At 65.0% G+C, this 22,168-nt stretch carries 23 protein-coding genes; 12 read left to right on the top strand and 11 right to left on the bottom strand.

Annotated elements, in window-relative coordinates; all coding sequences use genetic code 11:
- The first annotated feature begins 14 nt into the window (after window positions 1-14).
- Window positions 15-314 carry a hypothetical protein gene (locus QRN67_RS16780; RefSeq protein WP_285412742.1) on the top strand — a complete coding sequence of 100 codons (300 nt, stop codon included), beginning with the start codon at window positions 15-17 and terminating at the stop codon, window positions 312-314.
- A 166-nt stretch (window positions 315-480) separates the two neighbouring features.
- Here QRN67_RS16780 and QRN67_RS16775 read toward each other — a convergent pair whose 3' ends face one another.
- On the bottom strand, window positions 481-1,125 hold the full coding sequence (locus QRN67_RS16775; RefSeq protein ID WP_234383148.1) for a TetR/AcrR family transcriptional regulator: 645 nt from the start codon (window positions 1,123-1,125) through the stop codon (window positions 481-483).
- A 133-nt stretch (window positions 1,126-1,258) separates the two neighbouring features.
- On the opposite strand from QRN67_RS16775, the gene QRN67_RS16770 reads away from it, so the two are divergent.
- From QRN67_RS16770 to QRN67_RS16760, 3 genes are all read left to right on the top strand, one after another.
- Window positions 1,259-2,386, top strand: coding sequence for a branched-chain amino acid ABC transporter substrate-binding protein (locus QRN67_RS16770; protein ID WP_285412741.1), 1,128 nt, complete (start codon window positions 1,259-1,261; stop codon window positions 2,384-2,386).
- Between the two features lie 540 nt (window positions 2,387-2,926).
- Window positions 2,927-3,184, top strand: a complete 258-nt coding sequence (locus QRN67_RS16765; RefSeq protein WP_285412740.1) for a hypothetical protein — start codon at window positions 2,927-2,929, stop codon at window positions 3,182-3,184.
- Complete coding sequence (locus QRN67_RS16760; protein WP_285412739.1) at window positions 3,169-3,573, top strand: hypothetical protein; 405 nt, start codon at window positions 3,169-3,171, stop codon at window positions 3,571-3,573. The genes QRN67_RS16765 and QRN67_RS16760 overlap by 16 nt, the downstream gene beginning before the upstream one ends.
- Before the next feature lie 94 nt (window positions 3,574-3,667).
- Here the strand turns inward: QRN67_RS16760 and QRN67_RS16755 are convergent, their stop codons facing one another.
- A complete protein-coding gene (locus tag QRN67_RS16755; protein WP_285412738.1) occupies window positions 3,668-4,627 on the bottom strand; it encodes a Bug family tripartite tricarboxylate transporter substrate binding protein in 960 nt (319 codons plus the stop codon).
- 31 nt (window positions 4,628-4,658) lie between these two features.
- Complete coding sequence (locus QRN67_RS16750) at window positions 4,659-5,183, bottom strand: carboxymuconolactone decarboxylase family protein (RefSeq protein ID WP_285412737.1); 525 nt, start codon at window positions 5,181-5,183, stop codon at window positions 4,659-4,661.
- 95 nt (window positions 5,184-5,278) lie between these two features.
- Between QRN67_RS16750 and QRN67_RS16745 the strand changes: the two genes are divergently transcribed.
- From QRN67_RS16745 to QRN67_RS16735, 3 genes are all read left to right on the top strand, one after another.
- Window positions 5,279-6,223 carry a LysR family transcriptional regulator gene (locus QRN67_RS16745; protein WP_285412736.1) on the top strand — a complete coding sequence of 315 codons (945 nt, stop codon included), beginning with the start codon at window positions 5,279-5,281 and terminating at the stop codon, window positions 6,221-6,223.
- A gap of 145 nt (window positions 6,224-6,368) precedes the next feature.
- Window positions 6,369-6,887, top strand: coding sequence for an H-NS family nucleoid-associated regulatory protein (locus QRN67_RS16740; RefSeq protein WP_285412735.1), 519 nt, complete (start codon window positions 6,369-6,371; stop codon window positions 6,885-6,887).
- Between the two features lie 66 nt (window positions 6,888-6,953).
- Window positions 6,954-7,592 carry a phosphatase PAP2 family protein gene (locus QRN67_RS16735; protein ID WP_285412734.1) on the top strand — a complete coding sequence of 213 codons (639 nt, stop codon included), beginning with the start codon at window positions 6,954-6,956 and terminating at the stop codon, window positions 7,590-7,592.
- Between the two features lie 28 nt (window positions 7,593-7,620).
- Here the strand turns inward: QRN67_RS16735 and QRN67_RS16730 are convergent, their stop codons facing one another.
- Together QRN67_RS16730 and QRN67_RS16725 are read right to left on the bottom strand one after the other, a co-directional pair.
- Window positions 7,621-7,890, bottom strand: a complete 270-nt coding sequence (locus QRN67_RS16730) for a hypothetical protein (protein WP_172839882.1) — start codon at window positions 7,888-7,890, stop codon at window positions 7,621-7,623.
- Between the two features lie 173 nt (window positions 7,891-8,063).
- Window positions 8,064-9,506 (bottom strand): MFS transporter, encoded by a 1,443-nt coding sequence (locus QRN67_RS16725; protein WP_285412733.1) that lies wholly within the window; start codon window positions 9,504-9,506, stop codon window positions 8,064-8,066.
- 140 nt (window positions 9,507-9,646) lie between these two features.
- Here QRN67_RS16725 and QRN67_RS16720 point away from each other — a divergent pair, with 140 nt between their 5' ends.
- A complete protein-coding gene (locus QRN67_RS16720; protein ID WP_106938009.1) occupies window positions 9,647-10,567 on the top strand; it encodes a LysR family transcriptional regulator in 921 nt (306 codons plus the stop codon).
- 23 nt (window positions 10,568-10,590) lie between these two features.
- Here QRN67_RS16720 and QRN67_RS16715 read toward each other — a convergent pair whose 3' ends face one another.
- The 3 genes from QRN67_RS16715 to QRN67_RS16705 all read right to left on the bottom strand — a co-directional run bounded on the left by QRN67_RS16715 (window position 10,591) and on the right by QRN67_RS16705 (window position 12,738).
- A complete protein-coding gene (locus QRN67_RS16715) occupies window positions 10,591-12,132 on the bottom strand; it encodes a cryptochrome/photolyase family protein (protein ID WP_285412732.1) in 1,542 nt (513 codons plus the stop codon).
- Between the two features lie 94 nt (window positions 12,133-12,226).
- Window positions 12,227-12,388, bottom strand: coding sequence for a DUF2256 domain-containing protein (locus tag QRN67_RS16710; RefSeq protein ID WP_285412731.1), 162 nt, complete (start codon window positions 12,386-12,388; stop codon window positions 12,227-12,229).
- Between the two features lie 152 nt (window positions 12,389-12,540).
- Complete coding sequence (locus QRN67_RS16705) at window positions 12,541-12,738, bottom strand: hypothetical protein (RefSeq protein WP_081269203.1); 198 nt, start codon at window positions 12,736-12,738, stop codon at window positions 12,541-12,543.
- A 296-nt stretch (window positions 12,739-13,034) separates the two neighbouring features.
- Between QRN67_RS16705 and QRN67_RS16700 the strand changes: the two genes are divergently transcribed.
- The gene (locus QRN67_RS16700) at window positions 13,035-13,562 is read left to right on the top strand and encodes a hypothetical protein (RefSeq protein ID WP_285412730.1); all 528 of its coding nucleotides are present in this window, start codon (window positions 13,035-13,037) and stop codon (window positions 13,560-13,562) included.
- 83 nt (window positions 13,563-13,645) lie between these two features.
- Window positions 13,646-14,437, top strand: coding sequence for a YoaK family protein (locus QRN67_RS16695; protein ID WP_081269201.1), 792 nt, complete (start codon window positions 13,646-13,648; stop codon window positions 14,435-14,437).
- On the opposite strand, the gene QRN67_RS16690 is transcribed toward QRN67_RS16695, so the two are convergent.
- Window positions 14,370-14,885, bottom strand: a complete 516-nt coding sequence (locus QRN67_RS16690; RefSeq protein WP_285412729.1) for a winged helix-turn-helix transcriptional regulator — start codon at window positions 14,883-14,885, stop codon at window positions 14,370-14,372. The genes QRN67_RS16695 and QRN67_RS16690 overlap by 68 nt on opposite strands.
- Window positions 14,886-14,989: 104 nt before the next feature.
- Between QRN67_RS16690 and QRN67_RS16685 the strand changes: the two genes are divergently transcribed.
- Window positions 14,990-16,201, top strand: coding sequence for an MFS transporter (locus QRN67_RS16685; protein WP_285412728.1), 1,212 nt, complete (start codon window positions 14,990-14,992; stop codon window positions 16,199-16,201).
- An 81-nt stretch (window positions 16,202-16,282) separates the two neighbouring features.
- The gene (gene mrdA / locus QRN67_RS16680; RefSeq protein ID WP_285412726.1) at window positions 16,283-18,271 is read left to right on the top strand and encodes a penicillin-binding protein 2; all 1,989 of its coding nucleotides are present in this window, start codon (window positions 16,283-16,285) and stop codon (window positions 18,269-18,271) included.
- A 94-nt stretch (window positions 18,272-18,365) separates the two neighbouring features.
- On the opposite strand, the gene QRN67_RS16675 is transcribed toward mrdA, so the two are convergent.
- Both QRN67_RS16675 and QRN67_RS16670 read right to left on the bottom strand, forming a co-directional pair.
- Window positions 18,366-19,583 (bottom strand): acetate/propionate family kinase, encoded by a 1,218-nt coding sequence (locus QRN67_RS16675; RefSeq protein ID WP_106937997.1) that lies wholly within the window; start codon window positions 19,581-19,583, stop codon window positions 18,366-18,368.
- Window positions 19,584-19,661: 78 nt separating this feature from the next.
- The gene (locus QRN67_RS16670) at window positions 19,662-22,055 is read right to left on the bottom strand and encodes a DNA polymerase II (RefSeq protein ID WP_285412724.1); all 2,394 of its coding nucleotides are present in this window, start codon (window positions 22,053-22,055) and stop codon (window positions 19,662-19,664) included.
- Window positions 22,056-22,168 lie beyond the last annotated feature (113 nt).

Genomic DNA, 22,168 nt, shown 5'->3' with positions numbered 1-22,168 from the left:
CAGACGGAATATAAATGAAGGGCAACACTTTGTGGCAGCTAGGGCTTACCCGCAGCCGGGCAACGCCGCCGAGCAGGAAGCAATGCGCCTCGCGCTATTCGTCGCTTGACGACTTTTCAGCGTTGCGCCGGTGGCCGTACCGCCAGGCGGCTAAGGATTCAGACGTGCGTGACGCCATGCTCGTCGCATCAAGCAAGCTCTCGTTTCTCTTGAAGCCGAACGAGGGCTTGAACCAGCCGCCAAGCCCGAATGCGTGCCGCCGGTGGTACGCCGGGCTGCGCGGTCTGCTCAAGCCCCGCGGGCTGAACGCGTAAATCCACTTGCTGTGCTGCAAAGCAGCGATGGCAGTTCTCGGTAGGCGAGGACCGCAATGGAGACGAGGGGTGCGCGTCTCCCCACTCGAAAGTTGGCTCGGTGCGCGGGAGGAGGCCCCCGGCTTCTATGTTGTCGCCGCTGCGAAGATGTGTTCCAACGAAGACGCTACACAATTCCATGCAAACACATGTCGGTCGCCTGATCGGCCAATGAATCGAGGCTAAGACGCCCTGTAGGTTGATACCAGGTGTAGGTCCAGTTCAGCATGCCATACATCAGCATTGCATGCGTGGTCGCCGCCTGGCGGTCCTTGAATTTCTGGGCGTTGATCTCGCGCAGCAGCGCACACAGAAAGTTCACCAGCTTCTGCTCGTTGGCATTCACCTGCGCGCGCAATTCATCCGGCAGGTGATAGACATCCTCGATCAGCACCGTGTGCCGGTCGCGCTGCTCGTAGTAGTACTTGAGGTGCGCGAGAAAGTAGTTGCGCAGCCGTGTACGCGGATCGATTGGAGCAGACACTAAGTCCGAGGCGATCGCCACCAAGGCGCTCACGTGGTTACCAAGCATCTCTGCAAGCATCGCTTCCTTCGAGGGGAAGTAGTGATACATGCGCGACTTCGACGCATTGCAGGCGGCGCCAATGTCGATGATGTTCGTGTTGCGAAAGCCGTTCTTGGCAAAGAGCGCCGCGGCCGCGTCGAGGATGGTGGCCCGGATGTCGTCAAAGTTGTCGGATTTTGTTCTGGCCATGTCGGCATTGCCCGCAAAAGAAAAATGCTTCGTTCGATGCACGCGCGTATTGCGCATGTTTCGTCCGCCCGCGCCCTACGCACTCGGGCAAAACAGCGAAATTTATTCCATCTGGACGGCCTACTCTAACCCAGGCCTTGCGGCGCTGTGCCGGCCCGAATCACGATCCACCCGAACCACGGAGTTGCGCATGAACCCGTCGAAACGCCACGTCCTCGCCTTGCTCGTCATCGCTACCCTCGCCGGCACACAGGCGCAGGCGCAAGACGCGCCTGTACGCATCGGCGTCGCCGCCCCGCTGACCGGCGCCATCGCCCACCTGGGAAAGGACATGGAGAACGGCGCGAGGCTCGCCATCGAGGACCTCAATGCGCAGAGCCTCGCAATTGGCGGCCGCAGGCTGCGATTCGAGGCGGTGGTCGAGGACGACCGGGCCGATCCCGCCAGTGCCACCACGGTGGCGCAGAAGCTCGCCGACATGCGGGTGAATGGCATCGTCGGCCATCTCAACTCGGGCACGACCATCCCCGCGGCTCGCGTCTACAACGACGCCGGCATCCCGCAAGTCGCGCCAGCCGCAACCAACCCCCAGTACACGCGCGCTGGGTACAAGTTCGCCGCGCGGCTCATGGCCACCGATGTGCAGCAAGCCGACGGCATCGCCGGCTACATCGCACGCACACTGAAGGCAAAGACCGCAGCGGTCATCGACGACCGCACCGCGTACGGGCAAGGCCTGGCCGACCAAGTGATCACGGACCTCGGCAAGGCAGGGGTGAAAATCATCAAACGCGAGTTCGGCACAGACCGCTCGACAGACTTTTCGGCCATTCTCACCACCCTGCGCGGGCTCAAGCCCGATGTGATCGTCTACGCCGGTGCCGACGCGCAGGCCGCGCTGGTCAACCGGCAGATGAAGCAACTTGGATTGACAGCCTCCTTCATCGCGGGCGATGGCGTGTGCACCAGCGAATGGAGCAAGCTTGCAGCCGGCACCAACGAGGGTGCCTACTGCTCGCAGGCCGGCGCGCCGCGCGAGGCCATGGTCGCCTTTGCGGACTTCAACCAGCGATACAAGGCGCGCTTCGGCACCGACGTGATTGTGTTCGCGCCCTATGCCTACGATGCGGTCATGGTGCTGGTGGAAGCGATGAAGCAAGGCGGCTCCACTGATCCCTTGGTCTACGGGCCGAAGCTGACGAGCGTAAAGCTCACCGGCCTGATCGGTCCGATCGCCTTCGATGCACGCGGAGACAATCTCCGCGGCACGGTGACGATATATCAGGTGCGCGCGGGCAAGTTGGTGCCGGCCCCATAGCAATTCTGCACGTGGCTCAAATTCGCAACTACCGGGACGTCGCTTGAATCCGAAGCCAAGTGAAAAGCTGCAGACAAGTTGGACACGCGCGCCGATGGATTCGCACCGCAAGCCACTCGACGCGCTCGGTCACCTTGACGGCTGAGGTGATCGAGCTGCTTTCACGGTGACCGCATCGAATTGGATGCGTGATCCAAACCGGTTCAAGCCCCGAACGCACCATCGATCGTGTGTATCGCCCCCGTGAAGAAGCCGGCTTCGGACCTGCGAGCAAGGAAACCATGCACGCCACTTCTTCCGCGGACTCCATACACCTGCTGAACTGTTCAGCGAATGTGTTGCATCGGCCGGTTGAATACGCTGCTGACTGTAGTCGAAGGAGGCCGAGGAGGCCCTGCCCGGGGCGGCTACACGGGACCCCTGCGGCGCAGTCCGCCATGTTTTCGGGTGGGATCCCGCGAGCGTGCATGGCGCAGGCCTACAGCGACGCGTCGCCCCGGAGGATACGAACGGGGGAACACAGAAAAAGGAGCTTCAGCCATGAGCCTCGAATCGACGATCAACGAATTCAAGAAAGTGGACGCCGCGCGCGCAGACTACCCCGGCGAGCACCTGGTGGTGCTCGGCGCGGGCGTGTTGCTGCTGCTGGCGGCAGGCCGCAGCCGCTCGTTCCTGGCGCGCATCGTGGCAGGCGCGGCGGGCGGTGCGCTGATCGGGCGCGCAGCCAGCGGAACCGGCGGCATTGCGAAGCTGGCGGGTGCATTGCAGACGGGAAGCCGGGCATGGCCGCGTCGCTGACACCGCGTGCCCGTCCGGTTGCCGGGCCCGAGCGCTTCTGGGCGCCGTGTCTGGCCGTGGCGCTGCTTGCCATGTTCCTCTTCTACGTGGCGCTGCAGGACCTGGTCCGCGAAAGCGCCGCGCGCGCACCGGTGCCGGTTGCCGTGATGCCCGCGCAGGTGGACGTGCGGCCGCCGCCCGTGATGGCCGAGCGTGCACAGCAGGCGCCGCGGCCCGTGAGGACCTATGCGCTGGCAGTGGCCGATGCCCCGCAGCAGCCGGTGGTCGCAAAGACTGTCAAGACGGTCGAGGTGAGCAAGTGCGTCACGCTTTCGGGCGAGTCTGAATACTCCGACGGCCCTTGCCCTGAGGGGGCCCGCGCCACCAAGCTGCGCTTGCGCCAGGAATGACGCACCATCCGCCGACAGCGACCTGTTGGCTGCGTGACCTGCTCTTGGAGGAAGGCGCGCCCAGAGCCGTTGTCTGTCATCAGGGAATCCAGGTTCAGTCCAACTGAATCTTCAGGCTCTTGATGAGGGTCTCCATCTTTCGGGCCTCGCTGCGGGTGACCTCCCCGAACTGCTCGGGAGTGCCTACGACGATGTCCGAACCGATCTCCTTCCACTGCGCCCTGAATGCCGAATCCTGAAAGATTCCCCGGATCTCGGCGTTCAGTCGGTCGATGACTGGTTTCGGCGTGCCGGCTGTGGTCGAGATGCCGTGCCATGCGTAGTAGTCGAAATTCGGGTAGCCAAGTTCGCTGACCGACGGAATGTCCGGCAGTTGTTCGGAACGGCTCCTGGTGGTCACGGCAAGCGCGCGAAGCTTGCCAGACCTGATGTGCGGCATCGAGCTGCCAAGAATGTCGAACATGCTGGTGACCTGGCCACCTATCAAATCCACGAGAGCGGGCGCCGCGCCTTTGTACGGAATGTGGGTGATATCGACCTTGACACCGTCCTTGAACAGTTCTCCGCCGAGGTGCTGTGGAGTTCCATTGCCCGCCGAAGCGAACGTGACTCGGTTGGCCGGCTTCCTGGCGTACTCCACATAATCCTCGAAGGACTTGAGAGAGCTCGATGCCGATACCTCCAGTACCAGGGGAAACTTCGAGATTTGGACGATCGGAGTCAGGTCCTTGATCGGATCGAAGCCCAGATTCTTGTAGAGATACTGGTTGACAGAGAGGTTTCCGCTCGCGGCCAGCAAGATGGTGTAACCATCGGGCTTCGCCCGGACAACCTGCAAGGTTCCGATGTTGCCGCTGGCGCCAGCCTTGTTGTCCACGATGACGGGCACGTTCAAGCGCTTCGACAGGGGCGTGGCAATCAGCCTCGCCATGATGTCCGTCGGCCCACCAGGCGGAAAGGGGACGACAAAGGTAATGGCTTTCTCCGGCCATTTTCCTTGCGCCATGGCTGCGATCGGCAGCAGCATCGCGGCGAGCAGAGTGAGTCTTCTCATGGTTTTGTCTCCAATGGTTCGGTCAGTGATTTCAGCGCGTGTCGTGAGAATGAATCTGCAGCGCTTCGAGAAACCGCGACACCATGTTGTAGGCGGCAATCGTGGCTGTGAGTTCGACAAGTTGCTGTGGTGCGAAGTGCGCCGCGACGGCCGCGAAAACTTCATCGTCGACCTGCACCTGTCGTGTCATCGCATCCACATATGCCAGCACCGCTCTCTCGATCGGCTCGAACAGCGGGCAATGGGGCCAGTCGGCCAAGCCTGCCAGCTTTCCCTCCGAGACCCCTTCGCTCACGGCGATCGGCGCATGCTGGTCGGCCTCGTAAGGTGCGCGATTCAGCAATGCAACGCGCATGATGACCAGCTCGCGCAAGGCTCCGTCCAGGCTTGATTTCTGTCGAATGGAGGTGAGATATGTGAGCCAACCATCGGCGACTGCAGGGCTGTGCAAAAGCATCTGGTACAGGTGAAGGACACTGCCGCGTTGGGCGATCATCTTGTCCACCAGCGGACGCACGGCACCAGTCTGCGTGTCGGCGTAGGGAATGCGAGCCATGTATGAGTTGTCCTGATTCTTGAATGGCGGCAATGCTATCCATCGGCGATCTATCGGTGAAGTTCCATATTTCTATTGATATATAGAATTCTGGAATGAATGTTTCCCCTCGACACCTGCGCATGTTTTTGGCCTTGGCGGAGTCGCTGAACTTCAGCAAGGCGGCCGAACAGTTGTTCATGACGCAACCCAGTTTGAGCAAGGCTGTTCGGGACTTGGAGGAGTCCTTGGGGCTACCGCTGTTCGAGCGCACCACGCGCCATGTTCGGCTGACAGCGGGCGGCGCGCAGCTCGTGGCGGTGGCGCGCAGTGTGGTGGGCGAGTACGACGCCGGTCTCAAGCGACTGCAATCCTCGGCGGAGCGCGAGGCACGACACCTGTCGATCGCGGCGTTTCCCTCTCTGGCCAGCGTGCTTCTACCCCAGGTGTGCGCCGCGCTGGAAGCACGCCACGCCGCGTCCCGCATCACCGTCAATGACTGCAGCAACACCACAGCTGTGGGACAAGTGCTGCGCTACCAGGTGGACTTTGCGCTGGCTTCGATCGCGCCCTCACATCCAGACCTTCACTACGAGGAAGTGGTCCGGGACCGCTTTGTCCTGCTGGCCGGCCGACGGTGGAGGCGGAAGTTGAATCCAGTCGTGTGCCTGGAAGAAATGATTTCCCTGCCGCTCATCACAATGACGGACAACAGCACGGCAATGCGCTACATCAGCGCCGCCTATCTGCAGCGCGGCATTGAATTCCGGCCGAAGATGCAATTCGATCAACTGGGTACCGTGGCCGCGTTCGTGACTGAAGGTTTGGGAGTCGCGGTGCTTCCTTATTTGGCGGCCATGCCGTTGCTCCGACTGCAGAAGGTCGACATCGAGGATGGGCCCCTGCGTTCGATCGGAATCGTCACGCGACGCTTGGGCAACCCGACGACGATCGCAGTCGATGCCATGGCGGAGGTTCGCCGAACATTCGAGGAACTGGTCCTGCAAAACCCGGAACGGCTGCTTGCACCGACAAAATCCACGCGCCGGGCAAATGCTTGATTAGTGCCGATCGGGCGCATGAAGCACTTGTTTATGTAGAGCTTCTCCCGATATCGCATGCCGGCTCCACTCAGAGTCGACTAACAGCAACACTTGCAAATAGGATTAAAGTCGCGCCCTGGACTCACATAAATTAGGTATACCCATGGCTCAGAAAAGCTACGCGCAAATTCAGAAGCAGATCGAGGCACTGCAACGGCAAGCCGACGAGCTTCGAGCCCAGGAGATCGAGGGCGTCGTCGCCCGTATCAAAGAGGCCATTGCCCATTACGGGTTGACTGCAAGGCAACTCGGCTATGGCGACACACCGCGAAAGGCAAGAAAGGTCGACGCGCGCAATGCGGGCTCCACCGGTGCTCCGGCCTATTCGGACGGCCTCGGCAACACCTGGGGCGGCCGCGGCCCACGCCCGCAATGGTTGAAGGCGGCGCTGGCTGCCGGCAAGTCACTCCAGGACTTCGCGTCGCCCAGCGGGCCTGCGCCTGCAAAAGCAGCGAAGGCACCCAGGAAGGCCAAAGGCGCGCCTGCCAAAAAGCGCAGCGCCACGGCATATCGCGATGAAGCTGGAAACACGTGGTCCGGCTTCGGCCCCAAGCCCCGCTGGCTGAAAGAAGCACTGGCGGCCGGGAAGACATTGGAGCAATTGGCCGCAATGGGCGCGTGACGCGAGCTCGGGAGCGAAGAAGCAGGCCGACGCTGTCGTAGCCTCTTGTATCGCGCCCCCAACCACATGCACAGCTTCTGGCAGGCGTTCACCTCGTTGGGTGACAGCGGATTTCTCTTGCCTGTCGGGCTGCTGATGGCGCTGTGGCTCTTCCTTGGCAAAGCCTCGCGTACGGCTGCCCTGCACTGGGTCCTGATGTTTGGCGCCTGCGGGCTCATCGTCATGCTGTCGAAACTCGCCTTCATGGGCTGGGGCATCGGCAGCGCAAAGTTCAACTTCACCGGCTTCAGCGGCCACACTGCGCTGTCCACGAGCGTATGGCCTGTACTGCTGTGGATGGCTGTGCCGCACATGACGCAACGGCGGCGACTGATCGCCGCAGCGCTGGGCTGGTGCTTGGCCATCAGCATTGGCATCTCGCGCCTGGCGCTGGAGGTGCATTCGAATTCGGAGGTCATCGCGGGTGCCGCGCTGGGCACCATTGTCAGCGCCGGCTTTTTGTGGTGCCACAGCCGGCTGGTTTCTCTTCCTCGAGGCAGGCAGTGGCCGCTGATTGCCATGGTCTTGCTGATTGCCCTGCTTTTGCAGGGGCGTCCGGCGCCGACCCAGGACGCTCTCGAGGTGATTGCGGCCAAGCTGGCAAACCGGGAGCGTCCCTACACCCGGCATGACATGCTGGCCAACTCCCCGGCCTCACCGGGCTGATGCGTCATGCAGGCAGCGCAGTACGGGCCTACTGCTTGACTTGACTATTGGATGAGGAGTCTGCTGGAGCCCTCTGCGCGGCGGCCGCCGCTTCGGCTTCTTTTTCCTTCTTGTTGGCCATATGCCGCCCGACCACGCAGCCGCCAGCAGCGCCAAGAAGACCGTGATGCCCCGCAACATGGCCGCCCACGCCGCCTACCACCGCACCCTTGATGCAGCCTTTGGCGTCTGCGGTGCCGGCCATGGTGAGCAATGCAACGGCGGTCGTCGCCGCAATCAAAGCGAATGAAGTCTTCATGACAGGTCCTTGTGTTGTTGATGGTTTAGGAACCACTCACACTAGCTGCTTCCGACGCTTGCAGCGTACGCGGCGGCGGCATCCATCTGTAGGCCAGTTTCGGCTTACCCGCGGAGTTGGCTTTACGGCGGCGCGTGGCCGAATCCATCGACTGACAGATCGCGCTTCTCCGATCACGTGGCGCGAGCCCTTGCTGGGCTTCTGAGCAGGCTCGCCACACTCCCCATCAACGCAGCCAGAGCCGCAATCGCCAGGCCCCAGTGCACTGCGCCGTGGGACGGCAGCATCCCGAACATCAAGCTCATCAGCAAGCTGCCGAGCGTCAACCCCGTGAGCCGTGCGGTGCCTTGCGCGCCACCGGCCGCGCCGCTGCGATCCTTGGGTGTCGAGAGCAACATGTTCTGGTTGTTCGGTGTCTGAAAGAAGCCGAAACCCAGGCCGGCGAGGCTCGTGAACACGGCGATCGGCAGGACCGGGTTTCCGTGCAGCGGCCACAGGGCACACAGGGCCAGGCCGCTTGCGAAGCACGCGCTTCCGGCCGCGCACAGCCATGCAGTCGGCACGCGCTGGGCCAGGCGTGCCGACAGCGGCGCGGCCAGCATCACCGCCAGGGGCCACGGGGTCATCAAGAGCCCGGCGGTCACCGCGCTCTGACCCAGTTCGTGCTGGATATAGAACGGCAGCGCCACGAGGCTGGCCATCTGGCCTGTAAAGCAGCAGACGGAGGCAATCACCGAGATCCGGAAGGAATGCACGCGCAGCAGGTCCAACGGAACCAGCGGCGCCGCCTTCGGCATCTCGCGCCGTACCAGCAGGACCATGCAAAGGGCCGACATGGCAAGCAACGCGCCGCCGTGCAACGGATGCACCACCAGCCGGTCACTCCCCAGCACGAAGGAGGCGAACATGACCGCGTTGAGCGCAATGCTCCACACGTCGATGCGACGCACCGAGCGCGGCGGGCTCGGCAAGCCCGCGCAGGCTGCGAGCACAACGAGGCCGATCGGCAGATTCACGGCAAAGAGCCAAGGCCAGCTTGCCGCGGAGAGTATGAAGGCGCCCAGGGTAGGCCCCGATGCGGAAGCGGCCGCGACTGCGAGTGCATTCCAGGCGATCGAGCGCGCCAGCAATCGATGCGGATAGGTGAAGCGCAAAAGCGCCAGCCCGAGGGGCATCACGGCTGCACTGCCCAAACCCTGGAGGCACCTCGCGGCCACGAGCCAAGGCAACGACGGCGCCACCGCGCACAACACCGACGCCGCGGTGAACAGCGCCACACCACCGGCAAAGACCCGCCTATATCCGAACCGCTCCCCGACAGCGGAAGCCGGCAACAGGAACATGACCACGGCCAGCTGGTAGGCCGTGATGATCCAGACGGCATCGGCGGGTGTCGCCTGCAATTGCTGCGCAATGCTTGGCAGCGCGATGTTGGCGATTGCGCCATCGAGCACCACCAGCACGCCTGCGCCCAGGATCGCGGCGACGGCTGCGTAGCGCCGCGGCAGAGGCAGGCCATCGGCATCGTGCACGGCATTCAGGTCGTTCGCCTCCCGGCCTTCGACGGCGCTAGCGATGGTGGAGGAAGGGTTCGGTCGAAGCGTGGGTGACAACATGATTGGACAACTGGAAGGGTCACGCTCTATTGCGCCAGGCCAGCTTAGGACTGCACGCACGGCTTGCACAGCGCGCGGCGCGCAGCTTGTCCCTGCATGGGGCGCCTGTCGAAATCCTCGCGGCCGTGCTAGGTTCGGGCATGCCGACAGAAGCCGACCTGAACCTGCTGTTTGCGTTGAACGCACTTCTTTCCGAGGGCAGCGTCGCGAAAGCCGCCGAGCGCCTGGGCCTGAGCGAGTCGGCAATGAGCCGCGCACTCGCGCGGTTGCGGGAATCGACCGGGGACCAGCTCCTCGTGCGCGCGGGCCGCGCAATGGTGCTCACGCCGCATGCGCTGACGCTTCGCGACCGCGTCAGGGACTTGGTGCAGGAGTCGCGCGCGGTGCTTCAGACCGCTGGCGCGAGCATGGATCCCCGCACGCTCCGGCGCCTGTTCACCATACGGGCCAACGACGGCTTCATCGAGGCCTTCGCGCATCGGTTGGTGGCTCGCGCCGCACACGATGCGCCCGGCGTTCGCCTGCGCTTCGCGCCCAAGCCCGACAAGGACGTTCGCCCGCTGCGCGAGGGACTGCTCGATCTGGATGTCGGCGTTCTCGGCGATTCGGGTCCGGAGGTACGCGTGCAGGCGCTCTTTCGCGACCGATTCGTCGCGGTGGTGCGCCAAGGCCACCCTCTGCTCGCCGAACCCGAGATAACTGCAGAACGCTACGCCGCCTGCGACCACGTGGTCACTTCGCGCCACGGCCGGACCGAGGGACCGGTGGACAACGCGCTTGCAGCGATGGGCCTGGTTCGCAATACCGCGGTAGTAGTGCCGAGCTTCAGCACAGCCCTGTCGATCGCGGCCGAGACCGACCTGGTTGCATTGATACCGTCTTCGTACTTTGAACACCTGAGGACGCGGGGCACGCTGTGCTCGTTCCCGCTGCCGGTACCCACGCAGCAGATCACCGTCTCGCAGATGTGGCATCCGCGTCTTGACCGCGATCCTGCGCATCGGTGGCTGCGCGGACTGGTGCTGGAAGTCTGCCGGCCGCTCGATGAGCCACCCAAGTAGACAACATGTACATCGCCCGTTAGCTACAACGCATCCAGCCGCTCGCGCAGCTGCCCAGCCTGCGTGCGCAAGGCCTCGCGCTGCGTGTCGGGCATCTTTTGCAGTTGGCGGTAGACGAGGGCAAGGCGCGGGTTGCCTTCCAGCGCGGGGGCGTGGCGCTCGAAAAAGTCCCAGTACAGCGCGTTGAAGGGGCAGGCACGTTCGCCGGTTTTCCGGGCCGGGTCGTAAGCGCAACCCTTGCAGTAGTCGCCCATGCGCTGCAAGTAGGCGGCGCTGCTCACATAGGGCTTGGTGGCGATCAGGCCGCCATCGGCGCGCTGGCTCATGCCCAGCGTGTTGGGCAGCTCCACCCACTCGAAGGCGTCGATGTAGATGCCCAGGTACCAGCGGTGCAGCGCCTGCGGCTCCAATCCGGCGAGCAGCGCGAAATTGCCGATCACCATCAGGCGCTGGATATGGTGGGCATGGGCGGTCTGCAGCGACTGGGTGATGGCCAGGTGCAGGCAGCGCATGCGCGTGTCGCCGCTCCAGAACCACTGCGGCAGCGGTGCGCGATGCGCCAGTGCGTTGTGCGCCTCGTACCCCGGCATGTGTGCCCAGTAGATGCCGCGCACGTATTCGCGCCAACCCAGGATCTGGCGCACGAACCCCTCCACGGCCGCCAACGGCGCCTGGCCAGCGCGCCAGGCGCTCTCGGCGCGCTTCACCACTTCCAGCGGATGCAGCATCTTCACGTTCAGTGCGAACGACAGCAGCGAATGGAACAAGCGCGGTGCGCTGCTGGCGAGAGCGTCCTCGTATTCCCCGAAATGCGGCAGTGCCGTGGCTATGAAGGCATCCAGGCAGGCCAGGGCTTCATCGCGGTTCAGGGGCCAGCGCAGGACAGCGGCCTGCGGGTCGCCAAAACTCGCGACACCCGCGCGTTGAACCATGTCCCACAGGACGCTGTGGTCGTGCTGGGGGCGCCAATCGGCGGGCTCGGGCGGCGTGCCGGGCCAGCGCTTGCGGTTGTCGTGGTCAAAGTTCCATTGCCCGCCTTCGGGTTCGCCGCCGGCATCCAGCAGCACCTGCCAGCGACGCCGCATATGGCGGTAGAAGTGCTCCATGAGCCATTGCTTGCGGCCGCGCATCAGCGCTGCGAGCTCGCCGCGCTGTGTCAGGAAATGCTCGCTGTCGACCACTTCCCAGGCCTGGGGCTGTGTAGCGGCCCATTCCAGCAATTGCGCATCCAGCCGCCATTCGTCGGGTTGTTGCCACTGGACCTTCTGGGCGCCGTAGTGCGCGGCCAGCGCCGCCAGGTTGGCAGGAATGGACTGCCGGTTGCTCGCGTCGTCCAGCGCCACATAGCGCACGCGGTGCCCGGCAGCGCGCAGCTGGCGCGCGAAGTCGCGCATGGCGGCGAATATGGCCAGGATCTTCTGGGCATGGTGGAGCACGTAGTCGGTTTCCTGGCGCACCTCCATCAGCACGTAGACCACCTGCGGATCTCGTTGGGCAAACCAGCTGTGCCCGGCGTTGAGCTGGTCGCCCAGCACCAGGCGCAGGGTATGGGTGGGACCGTTCATGCGATGCCCCACAGGCGTTGGCAGGCTTTGTCGTGAGCCAAGCAGTTCGCGAGCACTTGGCGCAGTCGGACGCTCAGATGGCCGGTGGCGGTGCTCATGGCGGCGTGCCCTGCGGTTGCGGGCTTGCGCGGTTGCGGCGGCAGCGCTCGGAGCAGTACTTGACTTCGTCCCACACCTCGGCCCACTTTTTACGCCAGACAAAGGGCCGGCCGCAGCACAGGCAGAGTTTTTGGGGCAGATGCGGTTTGCGATGCATGGCTCATGAATTCAGGCTCTGCTGCGGAGGTCGGGTGCGGCCTGTCGGCATGAACCATACAACGGTGTACATCGGGTTGCTTGTCGCGCGAGTATCCACGCCGCGCAGCCCTGGCCTGGCCAGCAGGCGGCCGCCTTGGGCGGCTAGGCTAGCTAGCGCGCGTAAAAGCCCGGCGAACTCGACAACAGCACGGCTTCGGCCTTGCCGCCACCCTTGATCAGCGATCGCTCGCGCTCCACCGCAACCTGCAGCAGCGCCAGCGTGGCGATACAGGTGAATACGGCAATCAGAAGCCAGAACTCGCCGCTCAGCGAGCTGGCAGTGGGTTTGCGGTCACGCTTTTTCGACATCGTCTTCTCTCTCTCTCTCATGGCTCCTGTTGATGGCGAAAAGGATGCGTCGGGGCCGAAGTCGCTGCTGTCAGACGGCGTTGAAACCAGTTGTAGCGGGCAGGATGACGCGGCGCGTAGGCCGAGCGCGGCGCCTGCCCTAGGACCATTCCAGCCGAAGGCAAATACGCTACCGGCTCGCCCGCACCCGATCTTCGAGCCGCGGGCAAACGCGCTCGCTTATGTGGACTCGGGGACCGACCGCAAATGACGGCATCATCAGGGGCTTGTGGGATGACTATGGAGGTTCTAGAAGCATGCTGGCACTTCGCCCCGTGGGGCAGATCGTGGCGGAACTGAGCACGCGACGTCGCGAACCCACGGCTATTTCCGTGACCGCGCGCGAAGCGCTCGCGGCAAGCCTGCCTGCAGGCTTCCTTTCGCTGGTCGATGAAATCGGCGGGCAGGAGATCGCCGGCGACTTCATGCTGCTGAACCTGGCACAACTGCTGCGCGAGACAGCCGACAGGGACCATCCCTTGATTGCGCTGGGCACGCAGTGGTGGGTCTTCGGCACCTCCGGCACGGGAGACGCGTGGCTGCTGGGCCCAACCGAACACGGCAATCAGGTGGCCTTTCTCGACCACGATCAGGGCACCGACGCGCTGTCGATCGAAATGTGCCTGGACTTCAACCAATGGCTTCAGTTGGCCGACCTGATGGCGCAGGTGGAGCACGTGGAGCAATGCGCGTCAGGCCTCGCGAACGTTGAGAAAATTACCCGGGAGATGAATCGGCTGTCCGAGGGCCTGTCGCAGCGCTATCCGTACAGCTTGGATGCCTGATCCGCACCGGCCCAGGCCGGCAAACGGTTCCGCCCACGGCTTGTGCGCGAGAATGGGCGACGCTCCAAAGGACAGCCCCACCCATGCGCAGACTGCGCTTTCTGACCAGCCGACACCGTGCGCCCTCGACGAACTGGGTGCTGGGCCTGCTGCTGGCCTTCAATGCCGGCGCGGTGAATGCGGGCGGCTTCCTGGTGCTTCACATGTACACCTCGCACATGACGGGGTTCGCGTCCCAGTTGGCCGACGGCCTGGTGCTGGGCAATACCAGGCTGCTGCTGAACGCCCTCGGGGCCGTGCTGGCGTTCACCTCGGGCGCGGCCGTGTGCGCGGTGCTGGTGAATTGGGGCCGGCAGCATCGCCTGCGCAGCGTCTATGCGCTGCCGCTGCTGCTCGAGGCCGCGCTCATGTTTCCGTTCGGGCTGATGGGTGCCGTGACACTCACCTGGGCCACGCCTTTCGCCGTGCCGCTCACGGTGCTGCTGCTGTCCTTCATCATGGGTCTGCAGAACGCGATCGCCTCCAAGACTTCGGGTGGCAGCATCCGGACCACGCACATGACCGGCAACATCACCGACCTGGGGATGGAGATCGGCAAGCTGCTCTACTGGAACAGGAAGTCGGCGCAGGCCCCGGCCTCCCCCGCTCCCGCCGTGCGCCACGACCGCACCCGCATGCGCAGGGCCGCCGGGCTGATCGGCATGTTCGTGCTCGGCGGTGTCGTGGGTGCGCTCGGCTTCAAATACGTGGGGTTCGTGTGCGTGGTGCCGCTCGCGGCATTGCTGCTGGCGCTGTCGGTGCCGCCGTTCATGCGCGACCTGCCGCGCTCCGGGCTGCTGCCGCGGTTCGCGAAGGGCCAGCACCAGGGTGGATAGGGGCCTGCTTTTCGACCACCACCGCATCGCCGAAAGCCAAAGCGCGCCCATCGGGCCCGGAGACCTTCAGGGGTGCGACCGGTTTGCCGCTTTTTCTTTCCACGAGCCGTGAATGGTGTTCGCCACGGCGAAAGAGGTTGTCCTCGCCCCATTGCCGCAAGCCGACGACCACAGGGAAGAGCGCTTGCCCCTTTGGCGTCAGAACATATTGCTGGTACGCCGTGCCGTCCGAAGCCGGCTGAACCTCCAACACCCCCTCCTCCACAAGCGCCTTGAGCCTGCTTGCCAGGATGTTGCGCGCGACGCCCAGGCTCGCCTGGAAGTCGCCGAATCGGCTGACCCCGTCGAACGCGTCCCGCACGATCAGCAGCGACCAGCGGTCGCCGATGACGTCGAGCGCTCGCGCCACCGGGCAACTCGCCGTGTTCATTCGCTTTCGTTCGGCCATCGACATCTCCGCGCAGCGTAAGCGCCGCCTTCTGGTTGCATTTTAAAACCAACAAGCTATGCTCCATCCAGTTTTAAAATGAAACCGGATGGAGATGAATTCCCATGGATACCGCGAGCAACCCTCCGACCATGCCGAGGAGGCTGGTCGCCCTGTTTGCCTGCACGAGCGGCGTGAGCGTCGCAAACGTGTACTTCGCACAGCCTCTGCTCGACAGCCTGGCGATGGACTTCGGCGTCGCGCCTGCCGCTATCGGCGGCGTCGTGACGGCCACCCAGGCCGGGTCGGTGCTGGCCTTGCTGCTGCTCGTTCCTCTGGGCGACCAGTACGACCGCCGACGGCTCGCCCGCCTTCAGTTGATGGGCCTCATCCTCGCCCTCGGCGGCGTGGCCATGGCTCGAAGCGCCGTCGCCCTGATGGCGGGCATGCTGGCGGTCGGCCTTTTGGGCACTGCCATGACGCAGGGGATGATTGCCTACGCGGCGAGCGCCGCGGCTTCTCATGAACGTGGGCGCGTCGTCGGAGCTGCGCAGGCCGGAGTGGTCGTCGGACTGCTGCTTGCGAGGGTCTGGTCGGGTGTCGTTGCCGACCTGCTCGGCTGGCGCGGCGTCTATGTCGGTTCCGCAGCGGTCATGGTGGTGCTCGGGGCGCTTGTCTGGCGGCAACTGCCCGCACAGCCGGCTGCGGTATCGCGTCTGCCATACATCCAGCTCGTGCGCTCGACGCTGGGCCTCTTGCTGACAGACCGGGAGCTTCGAACGCGCGGCACCCTGGCGTTGCTGATGTTCGCCGTCTTCAGCATCTTCTGGAGCGCGCTCGCCTTGCCGCTTACCGCGCCACCCCTGTCGCTGTCGCATTCAGCCGTCGGGGCCTTCGGGCTGATTGGTGCCGCCGGCGCGTTCTTCGCGGGGCGGGCAGGACGTTGGGCCGACCGGGGGTGGGGCCAGCGCACGAGCGCCGCTGCGCTCGCCCTGCTGCTCCTGGCATGGATACCTCTCGGCTTCACGGAGTCGTCGTTGTGGTGGCTGGCTGTCGGCATCCTGATGCTCGACGTGGGCTGCCAGGCGCTGCATGTCACCAACCAGGCGATGATCCTGCGAGGGCCGGCCGAATCGCATGGCCGCCTCATCGGGTGCTACATGCTGTTCTACGCAGCGGGCAGCGGTGCGGGGGCCATTGCATCAACGACGGTGTACGCGCACCTCGGATGGCTTGGCGTGTGCATGCTGGGCGCATCCGTGAGCGCGCTCGCGCTCGTCTTCTGGGCTTCCACCTGGGAGCGTCCTCGCCTCGGCGCGCCATGCGTGCAGCCGTGAGGGACTGAATTTTTCTTGTCGACCTGCACATGCGGAACCTCCGGAAGACCCGGGCCTCTTACCCAGTTTTTCTCTTTCCAGATGAATGAAATCCGCAATGCCGCCGCCGAGCTTTCCCGTTTTCGCCGCCGTGTGGTGGTGGTCGGCTGTGTGGTGCTGTTCGGTTTCGGATTGATCGGCGCGCGCCTGGCTTTCCTGCAGGTCGTGCGCCACGAAGAACTGGCCGACCGGGCGGAAAGCAACCGCACCGCCGTCGTGCCTGTGGTGCCCAACCGGGGTCAGATCCTCGATCGCAATGGCGTCGTGCTGGCTTCGAACCATGCGGCCTACACCCTGGAAATCACGCCCTCGAAAGTGGGGGACCTCGGCTCGGCCCTGGATGAGTTGGAGGCCATCGTCGAGATCACGCCGAGCGACCGGCGCCGCTTCAAGCGCCTGCGCGAAGACGCGCGCAGCTTCGATTCCATCCCCATCCGCACCCGCCTGAGCGACGAGGAAGTCGCGCGCTTCGCGGCCCAGCGCTACCGCTTCCCGGGCATCGAGATCAAGGCGCGTCTGTTTCGCACCTACCCGCATGGCGAGGTGGCATCGCACGTCATCGGCTACATCGGCCGCATCAACCAGCGCGAGAAGACCGCCATGGAGGACTGGGACGACGAAGAACAGGCCAACTACAGGGGCACCGACTACATCGGCAAGCTCGGCATCGAGCAGAGCTACGAGAAAACACTGCACGGCCAGACCGGCGTCGAGCAGATGGAAACCTCCGCCGGCGGGCACGCGGTGCGGCGTTTGGCCCGCCATCCCGCCACGCCGGGAAACACCGTGATGCTGTCGCTGGACATCAAGCTGCAGAAACTGGTGGAGGACATGTACGGCGAGCGCCGCGGCGCGCTGGTGGCCATCGACCCCAATACGGGTGAGATCCTCGCCTTCGTGAGCAAGCCCACCTTCGACCCCAATCTCTTCGTCGAGGGCATCGACCACGAAAGCTGGACCGCGCTCATCGAGTCCATCGACAAGCCGCTGCTCAACCGTGCCCTGCGCGGCACCTACCCGCCGGGCTCCACCTACAAGCCCTTCATGGCACTGGCGGCGCTGGAGACCGGCACGCGTGCCGCGGACAAGGTCGAGAACGACCCCGGCTCCTACAGCTTCGGCGGGCGCACCTTCCTCAGTCATCGGGGCGGGCTGGGCGGGGTGGACATGCACCGCGCCATCCAGTTTTCGAGCAACACCTACTTCTACTCGCTGGCCAACGAGATGGGCGTCGACCTGATTCACGAGTTCATGGCGCCACTGGGCTTCGGGCAGTTCACCGGCATCGACCTGCTTGGCGAGTCACGTGGCGTGCTGCCGAGCAAGGCGTGGAAGCGTGCCGCGTATCGCCGCCCCGACATGAAGACCTGGCACGCCGGCGAAACCATCTCGCTGGGCATCGGACAGGGCTACAACAGCTTCACGATGCTGCAGCTCGCATCCGCCAACGCCACGCTGGCAAACGGTGGCATGCACTATCGGCCGCACCTGGTGCGCGCCATCAAGGACACCGTCACCGACGAGGTGGTGGAGCAGGTGCAGCCCCAGGCCCGGGATCTGGGCTACGCGCAAAAGCACGTCGACGTGGTGCGCGATGCGATGGTTGCCGTCACGAAGGGCGGCACGGGCACCCGCGTGTTCGCCGGGGCCGCCTACACCTCGGCCGGCAAGACGGGCACGGCGCAGGCGGTCGGCCTCGGGCCGAAGGCGCGCGCCAGCGGCAAGGCACTCGAAGAACGACAACGCGATCACGCGCTCTACATGGCCTTTGCGCCGGCGGAGGCGCCGACCATTGCGGTGGCGGCCATCGTCGAGAACGCAGGCTTCGGTGCGGCCCACGCCGCACCCATCGTGCGCCGTGTGTTCGACTACTGGATTTCCGGGCAATACCCGAACGAAGCCGACATGGCCGCGGTCCGGATCGGGAAGGCCGCGGCGCCGATCGGCAAGCCTCTGTCGGCGAGCGAGATGCAGGCTCTCGAGGATCTGGCGGAGGCAGAAGAAGGCGGCGAGGAACCCTCGGCGCTCTGAGACCGCCCAGGGCGTCTTCGCGCGCCAGCGAGCGGACACCGATTCCCTGGTGGCGCATTGTGGAGGCCGATCCGCGCGAGGCTCGCGGAGCCGATCATTCCGGCGTTTCGCCCTTCGGCGGGCAGTCTGCGAACACGCGGGCGGCGGTCAGCCTCGCGACCATCCACTCCTCGTTCGTCCGAATGACACGCACGGTGACGCGGCTGCGGGCAACGGAAATCACGTCGGCATTGGCGGCGTTGCGCGACGCATCGAGGCGCACGCCGAGAAACTCGAGCCCCTCGCAGATGCGCGCCCGCACCGCCGCGCAGTTCTCGCCGATGCCGCCTGAGAACACCAGCGTGTCGAGCCCGCCCAGCGCGGCCGCGTAGGCGCCGACCCACTTCTTCGCTTGGTAGCAGAACAAGGCCACCGCATCCGCGGCCCTGGCATCGACCGCTTCGCGCGCAAGCAGGTCGCGAATGTCGGAGCTGGTCCCCGAGACGCCGAGCAGCCCCGATGCATCCTTGGTCATGGCGTCGAACTGCACGGGCGTCATGTGCTCGGTTCTTTCAAGATAGAGCGCCAGACCGGGATCGATGTCGCCGGAGCGCGTGCCCATGGGCATGCCGCTGGCGGGCGTGAAACCCATGCTGGTGTCGATGCCCGTGCCGTCCTTCACCGCCGCCAGACTGGCCCCGCTGCCCAAGTGCGCGAGAACCACCCGCCCCTTCGCGGCAGCCGGACCGGCAGCGCGCGCCAGCGCCAGCATCAGATAGGCGTACGACAAGCCATGAAAACCGTAGCGGCGCACGCCCTTCTCGCCCAGGCGCCGGGGAATGGCCAGCATCCTGGCCACGAGCGGCATGTGGCTGTGGAAGGCCGTGTCGAAGCAAGCAACGTGCGGCAGTGACGGCACGTGCTTTCGAACGGCCTCGATCAACTCGATCTCGTCCGGCAGGTGGTCGGGGTCGACCCACTGGATGCGGCGCAGGTCATCCAGCAGGTCGGGCGTGACGAGTTCGGGGTCGGTGTGGCCCATGCCGTGCACCAGGCGGTAGCCGACGGCGGCGAGCGTGTCGAAAACCTTGCGCGCGCTCAGCCAGTCGAGCACGGCCTTGGTGGCCGAGCTGTAGTCCCTGACAGCCCTGAGCGCAACTTCGTGCGCCACGCCGTCCGCCCCCGCGAAGCGCAGGGTGGAGCCGCCCACGCCGATGCGGTCCAGCTTGCCCTGAAGCTGGCACGCCGGCCTCCCGCCCATCCGGTACACACCGAACCGGATGCTGGAGGAGCCGCCGTTCAAGGCCAGGATGAGAGGGCGCGCGGGCTTCATGAGTGGCCGCAGTTTCTGGTCCCCGGCAAAAGTCCGTCTGTGCGGTAGCGAACATTCGCGACCACATGCACCTAGTCGTCAGAACAAGCCCTGCTGCAGGCTCGTCAGGGCCGCAAAGCTGTCGCCCAACGGCTGCAGGATGGCGTCGGCGATCGGCTGGAGCTGCTTGCTCAGGTAGTGCTCGTAGTCGATGCGGGAATGGCGCGTTTCCAGCGGCTCCGGCCCGTTGCGGGTCATGACATAGCGGATCCAGCCGCCGTTCTGATACTGCCTGGGCCTTCCGATGCGGGCGTTGTATTCGTCCGCTGTGCGAGCGGCGCGAACCTGCGGCGGCACGTTGACCTGATAGGCGTCGAGGCGATGGCGCAGGCGCTTCCTGTAGATGAGAAGGTCGTCCTTCTCGCCGGCGAGCATCGACTGCGCATAGGCGGTCACGAACGCCTTGTAGGGCTCGCCCTGGAAGATGCGCGACAGCAGGCCCTCCTGGAACTGGCGCGCCAGCGGCGTCCAGTCGCTGCGGGCCATCTCCAGCCCGCGGTAGACCATTTCCTCCTTGCCGTCGGCGTCCACGGCGAGGCCGGCATAACGCTTCTTGCTGCCCACCTCCGAGCCGCGAATGGTGGGCATGAAGAACTTCCGGTAGTGGGTGTCGAATTCGATTTCGAGGAAGTTCTCCAGCCCCTGCCCCTCGCGAAGCGTGCGCGTCCACCAGTCGTTGATGTCGCGCGCCAGGCCCGCCGCGACCGCATGCGCTTCCTCGTTGCTGTGGGTGCGCCTGAGCCAGATGAAGATGGAATCGGTGTCGCCGTAGATGGCCTCGTAGCCCCGGCGCTCCACGAAGTCGCGCGTGAGCTTCATCATCTCGTGGCCGCGCAGGGTGACGGCGGAAACGAGCTTGGGATTGAAGAAGCGGCAGTCGGCCGCGCCGAGCACACCGGCGAAGGAGTTCATGAGCAGCTTCAGCGCCTGGGACAGCGGCTCGTTCCTCGCGCGCTTGGCCTCGTCGCGCGCACGCCAGAGCGTGGTCACGATTTCCGGCAGGCAGTGCCTCTCACGCGAGAAGGCGGTCCCCTGCGGACCCTTGACGACCATCGTCGGGTCGCCGGCATTGGCGCCTTCCACGAGCCCCACCGGATCGACCAGGAAGGTCCGGATGATCGAGGGGTAGAGGCTCTTGTAGTCGAGGACCACGACGGAGTCGTAGAACCCGGGCTTGGAGTCCATCACGTAGCCACCGGGGAAAGCCTTGCTCGGGATCTCGCCCACGTTCGGTGCCACATAGCCCAGGCGATGCATCCTTGGAAGGTAATGGTGGCTGAACGCGGCAATGGAGCCGCCGAAGTGATCGGCCTGCAGGCCCGTGGTGTGCGCCCGCTCCATCACGAACTGCAGCAGCTTCGCCTTGTCGAAGATGCGCAGGACCAGCTCGCAGTCCCGGATGTTGTAGCGCGCGAGCGCGGGCTTGTCTTGCTGATAGCGCCGCTCGATCTCCGCCATCTTGTCGTATTCGTCGCCGATGGCCTTGCCCTCCCCCAGCATCGCCTGCGAGACGCTCTCGAGGCTGAAGGACGGAAAGCTCCACATCGCCGCCTTCAGCGCGTCGATGCCATCGATGATCACCCGCCCGGGCGTGGGCGCGAACAGGTAGCCCTGCTTGCCCGGATGGGTGCGCCAGTCGATGGGCCGACGCTCCCGCCCCAGCAGGAGCTGCGTCCCGCAGTCGTTGGCGGTCTTCTGGAGCACCCGCAGGTCGAACTGAATGACGTTCCAGCCGACCACGACGTCCGGGTCGTTGCGCTCGAGCCATTCATTGAACTGCTCCAGCATGGCCTTGCGGGTCGGGCAATAGACAAGCGCGAAGTCCATGGGCTCGCCCGACGGCTGCTGCTGCTGCGGCGGCGGCGGCGGCGGCTCGCCCAGCATGAAGACCACGCGCTCCTGCGCGCCGTCCAGCGCGATGGAATAGAGCGCCTCGTCCTGGCTCGTCTCGATGTCCAGCGACACCATCTTCAGCATCGGCCGGAATTCAGGCGCGGGCTTGAGCCTGCCGTCGTAAATGGTGGCGCGGTCTGCGCGGCCCTCCTCCACCAGGACGCCGGCGGTGATGAACCGCTCCATCAGGTAGCGGTCGTGCGGGCGCACGTCGGCTTCGAACACCCGCACGCCCTGCGCCTGCAGGGCGCGCGCCATGCGGCCCAACTGGCGGAAGTGCTTCGCATAGACGCCGAAGACGGGGTTCCGATCGAAAGTCTTTAGCTCCAGTTCACGCAGCTGCAGTCCCGGCAAGGCCGCAAGCTGCGCTTCCACCGCGGCCCTGTGCCGCGTCTCGACGAAGGCGACCGACGTCTGGGAGGTCAGGACCACTTTCCTCGGTCCTGCATCCGTTGCCAGCCAGTACTCGATCTCCGTGCCGCCCGGGGTGTCTCGCCAGTGGCGGGTGAGGATGAAGCCCGTGAGTCCGGTGGACGCCACGGGGGTCGGGGGTATCGGGTGAGTCGGGTGGATCGGAACGGCAGGCTTGGGCACGCCCGATTCTCCCCGGTCCCGGCCCGCCGCGCGAAGCGGTCGTGCAACGCGTCGCCGCG

The organism is Variovorax sp. efr-133-TYG-130 (genome assembly GCF_030208835.1).
Lineage (GTDB): Bacteria > Pseudomonadota > Gammaproteobacteria > Burkholderiales > Burkholderiaceae_C > Variovorax.
The sequence above is the reverse complement of the archived record's forward strand: the minus strand, read 5'-3'. Positions and strand labels throughout refer to the sequence as shown.

Excerpts from the sequence above, each read along its gene's own strand:
- QRN67_RS16780 (WP_285412742.1), top strand. The coding sequence starts at position 15 with ATGAAGGGCAACACTTTGTGGCAGCTAGGGCTTACCCGCAGCCGGGCA.
- QRN67_RS16775 (WP_234383148.1), bottom strand. The coding sequence starts at position 1,125 with ATGCGCAATACGCGCGTGCATCGAACGAAGCATTTTTCTTTTGCGGGC.
- QRN67_RS16770 (WP_285412741.1), top strand. The coding sequence starts at position 1,259 with ATGAACCCGTCGAAACGCCACGTCCTCGCCTTGCTCGTCATCGCTACC.
- QRN67_RS16765 (WP_285412740.1), top strand. The coding sequence starts at position 2,927 with ATGAGCCTCGAATCGACGATCAACGAATTCAAGAAAGTGGACGCCGCG.
- QRN67_RS16760 (WP_285412739.1), top strand. The coding sequence starts at position 3,169 with ATGGCCGCGTCGCTGACACCGCGTGCCCGTCCGGTTGCCGGGCCCGAG.
- QRN67_RS16755 (WP_285412738.1), bottom strand. The coding sequence starts at position 4,627 with ATGAGAAGACTCACTCTGCTCGCCGCGATGCTGCTGCCGATCGCAGCC.
- QRN67_RS16750 (WP_285412737.1), bottom strand. The coding sequence starts at position 5,183 with ATGGCTCGCATTCCCTACGCCGACACGCAGACTGGTGCCGTGCGTCCG.
- QRN67_RS16745 (WP_285412736.1), top strand. The coding sequence starts at position 5,279 with ATGAATGTTTCCCCTCGACACCTGCGCATGTTTTTGGCCTTGGCGGAG.
- QRN67_RS16740 (WP_285412735.1), top strand. The coding sequence starts at position 6,369 with ATGGCTCAGAAAAGCTACGCGCAAATTCAGAAGCAGATCGAGGCACTG.
- QRN67_RS16735 (WP_285412734.1), top strand. The coding sequence starts at position 6,954 with ATGCACAGCTTCTGGCAGGCGTTCACCTCGTTGGGTGACAGCGGATTT.
- QRN67_RS16730 (WP_172839882.1), bottom strand. The coding sequence starts at position 7,890 with ATGAAGACTTCATTCGCTTTGATTGCGGCGACGACCGCCGTTGCATTG.
- QRN67_RS16725 (WP_285412733.1), bottom strand. The coding sequence starts at position 9,506 with ATGTTGTCACCCACGCTTCGACCGAACCCTTCCTCCACCATCGCTAGC.
- QRN67_RS16720 (WP_106938009.1), top strand. The coding sequence starts at position 9,647 with ATGCCGACAGAAGCCGACCTGAACCTGCTGTTTGCGTTGAACGCACTT.
- QRN67_RS16715 (WP_285412732.1), bottom strand. The coding sequence starts at position 12,132 with ATGAACGGTCCCACCCATACCCTGCGCCTGGTGCTGGGCGACCAGCTC.
- QRN67_RS16710 (WP_285412731.1), bottom strand. The coding sequence starts at position 12,388 with ATGCATCGCAAACCGCATCTGCCCCAAAAACTCTGCCTGTGCTGCGGC.
- QRN67_RS16705 (WP_081269203.1), bottom strand. The coding sequence starts at position 12,738 with ATGTCGAAAAAGCGTGACCGCAAACCCACTGCCAGCTCGCTGAGCGGC.
- QRN67_RS16700 (WP_285412730.1), top strand. The coding sequence starts at position 13,035 with ATGCTGGCACTTCGCCCCGTGGGGCAGATCGTGGCGGAACTGAGCACG.
- QRN67_RS16695 (WP_081269201.1), top strand. The coding sequence starts at position 13,646 with ATGCGCAGACTGCGCTTTCTGACCAGCCGACACCGTGCGCCCTCGACG.
- QRN67_RS16690 (WP_285412729.1), bottom strand. The coding sequence starts at position 14,885 with ATGGCCGAACGAAAGCGAATGAACACGGCGAGTTGCCCGGTGGCGCGA.
- QRN67_RS16685 (WP_285412728.1), top strand. The coding sequence starts at position 14,990 with ATGGATACCGCGAGCAACCCTCCGACCATGCCGAGGAGGCTGGTCGCC.
- mrdA (WP_285412726.1), top strand. The coding sequence starts at position 16,283 with ATGAATGAAATCCGCAATGCCGCCGCCGAGCTTTCCCGTTTTCGCCGC.
- QRN67_RS16675 (WP_106937997.1), bottom strand. The coding sequence starts at position 19,583 with ATGAAGCCCGCGCGCCCTCTCATCCTGGCCTTGAACGGCGGCTCCTCC.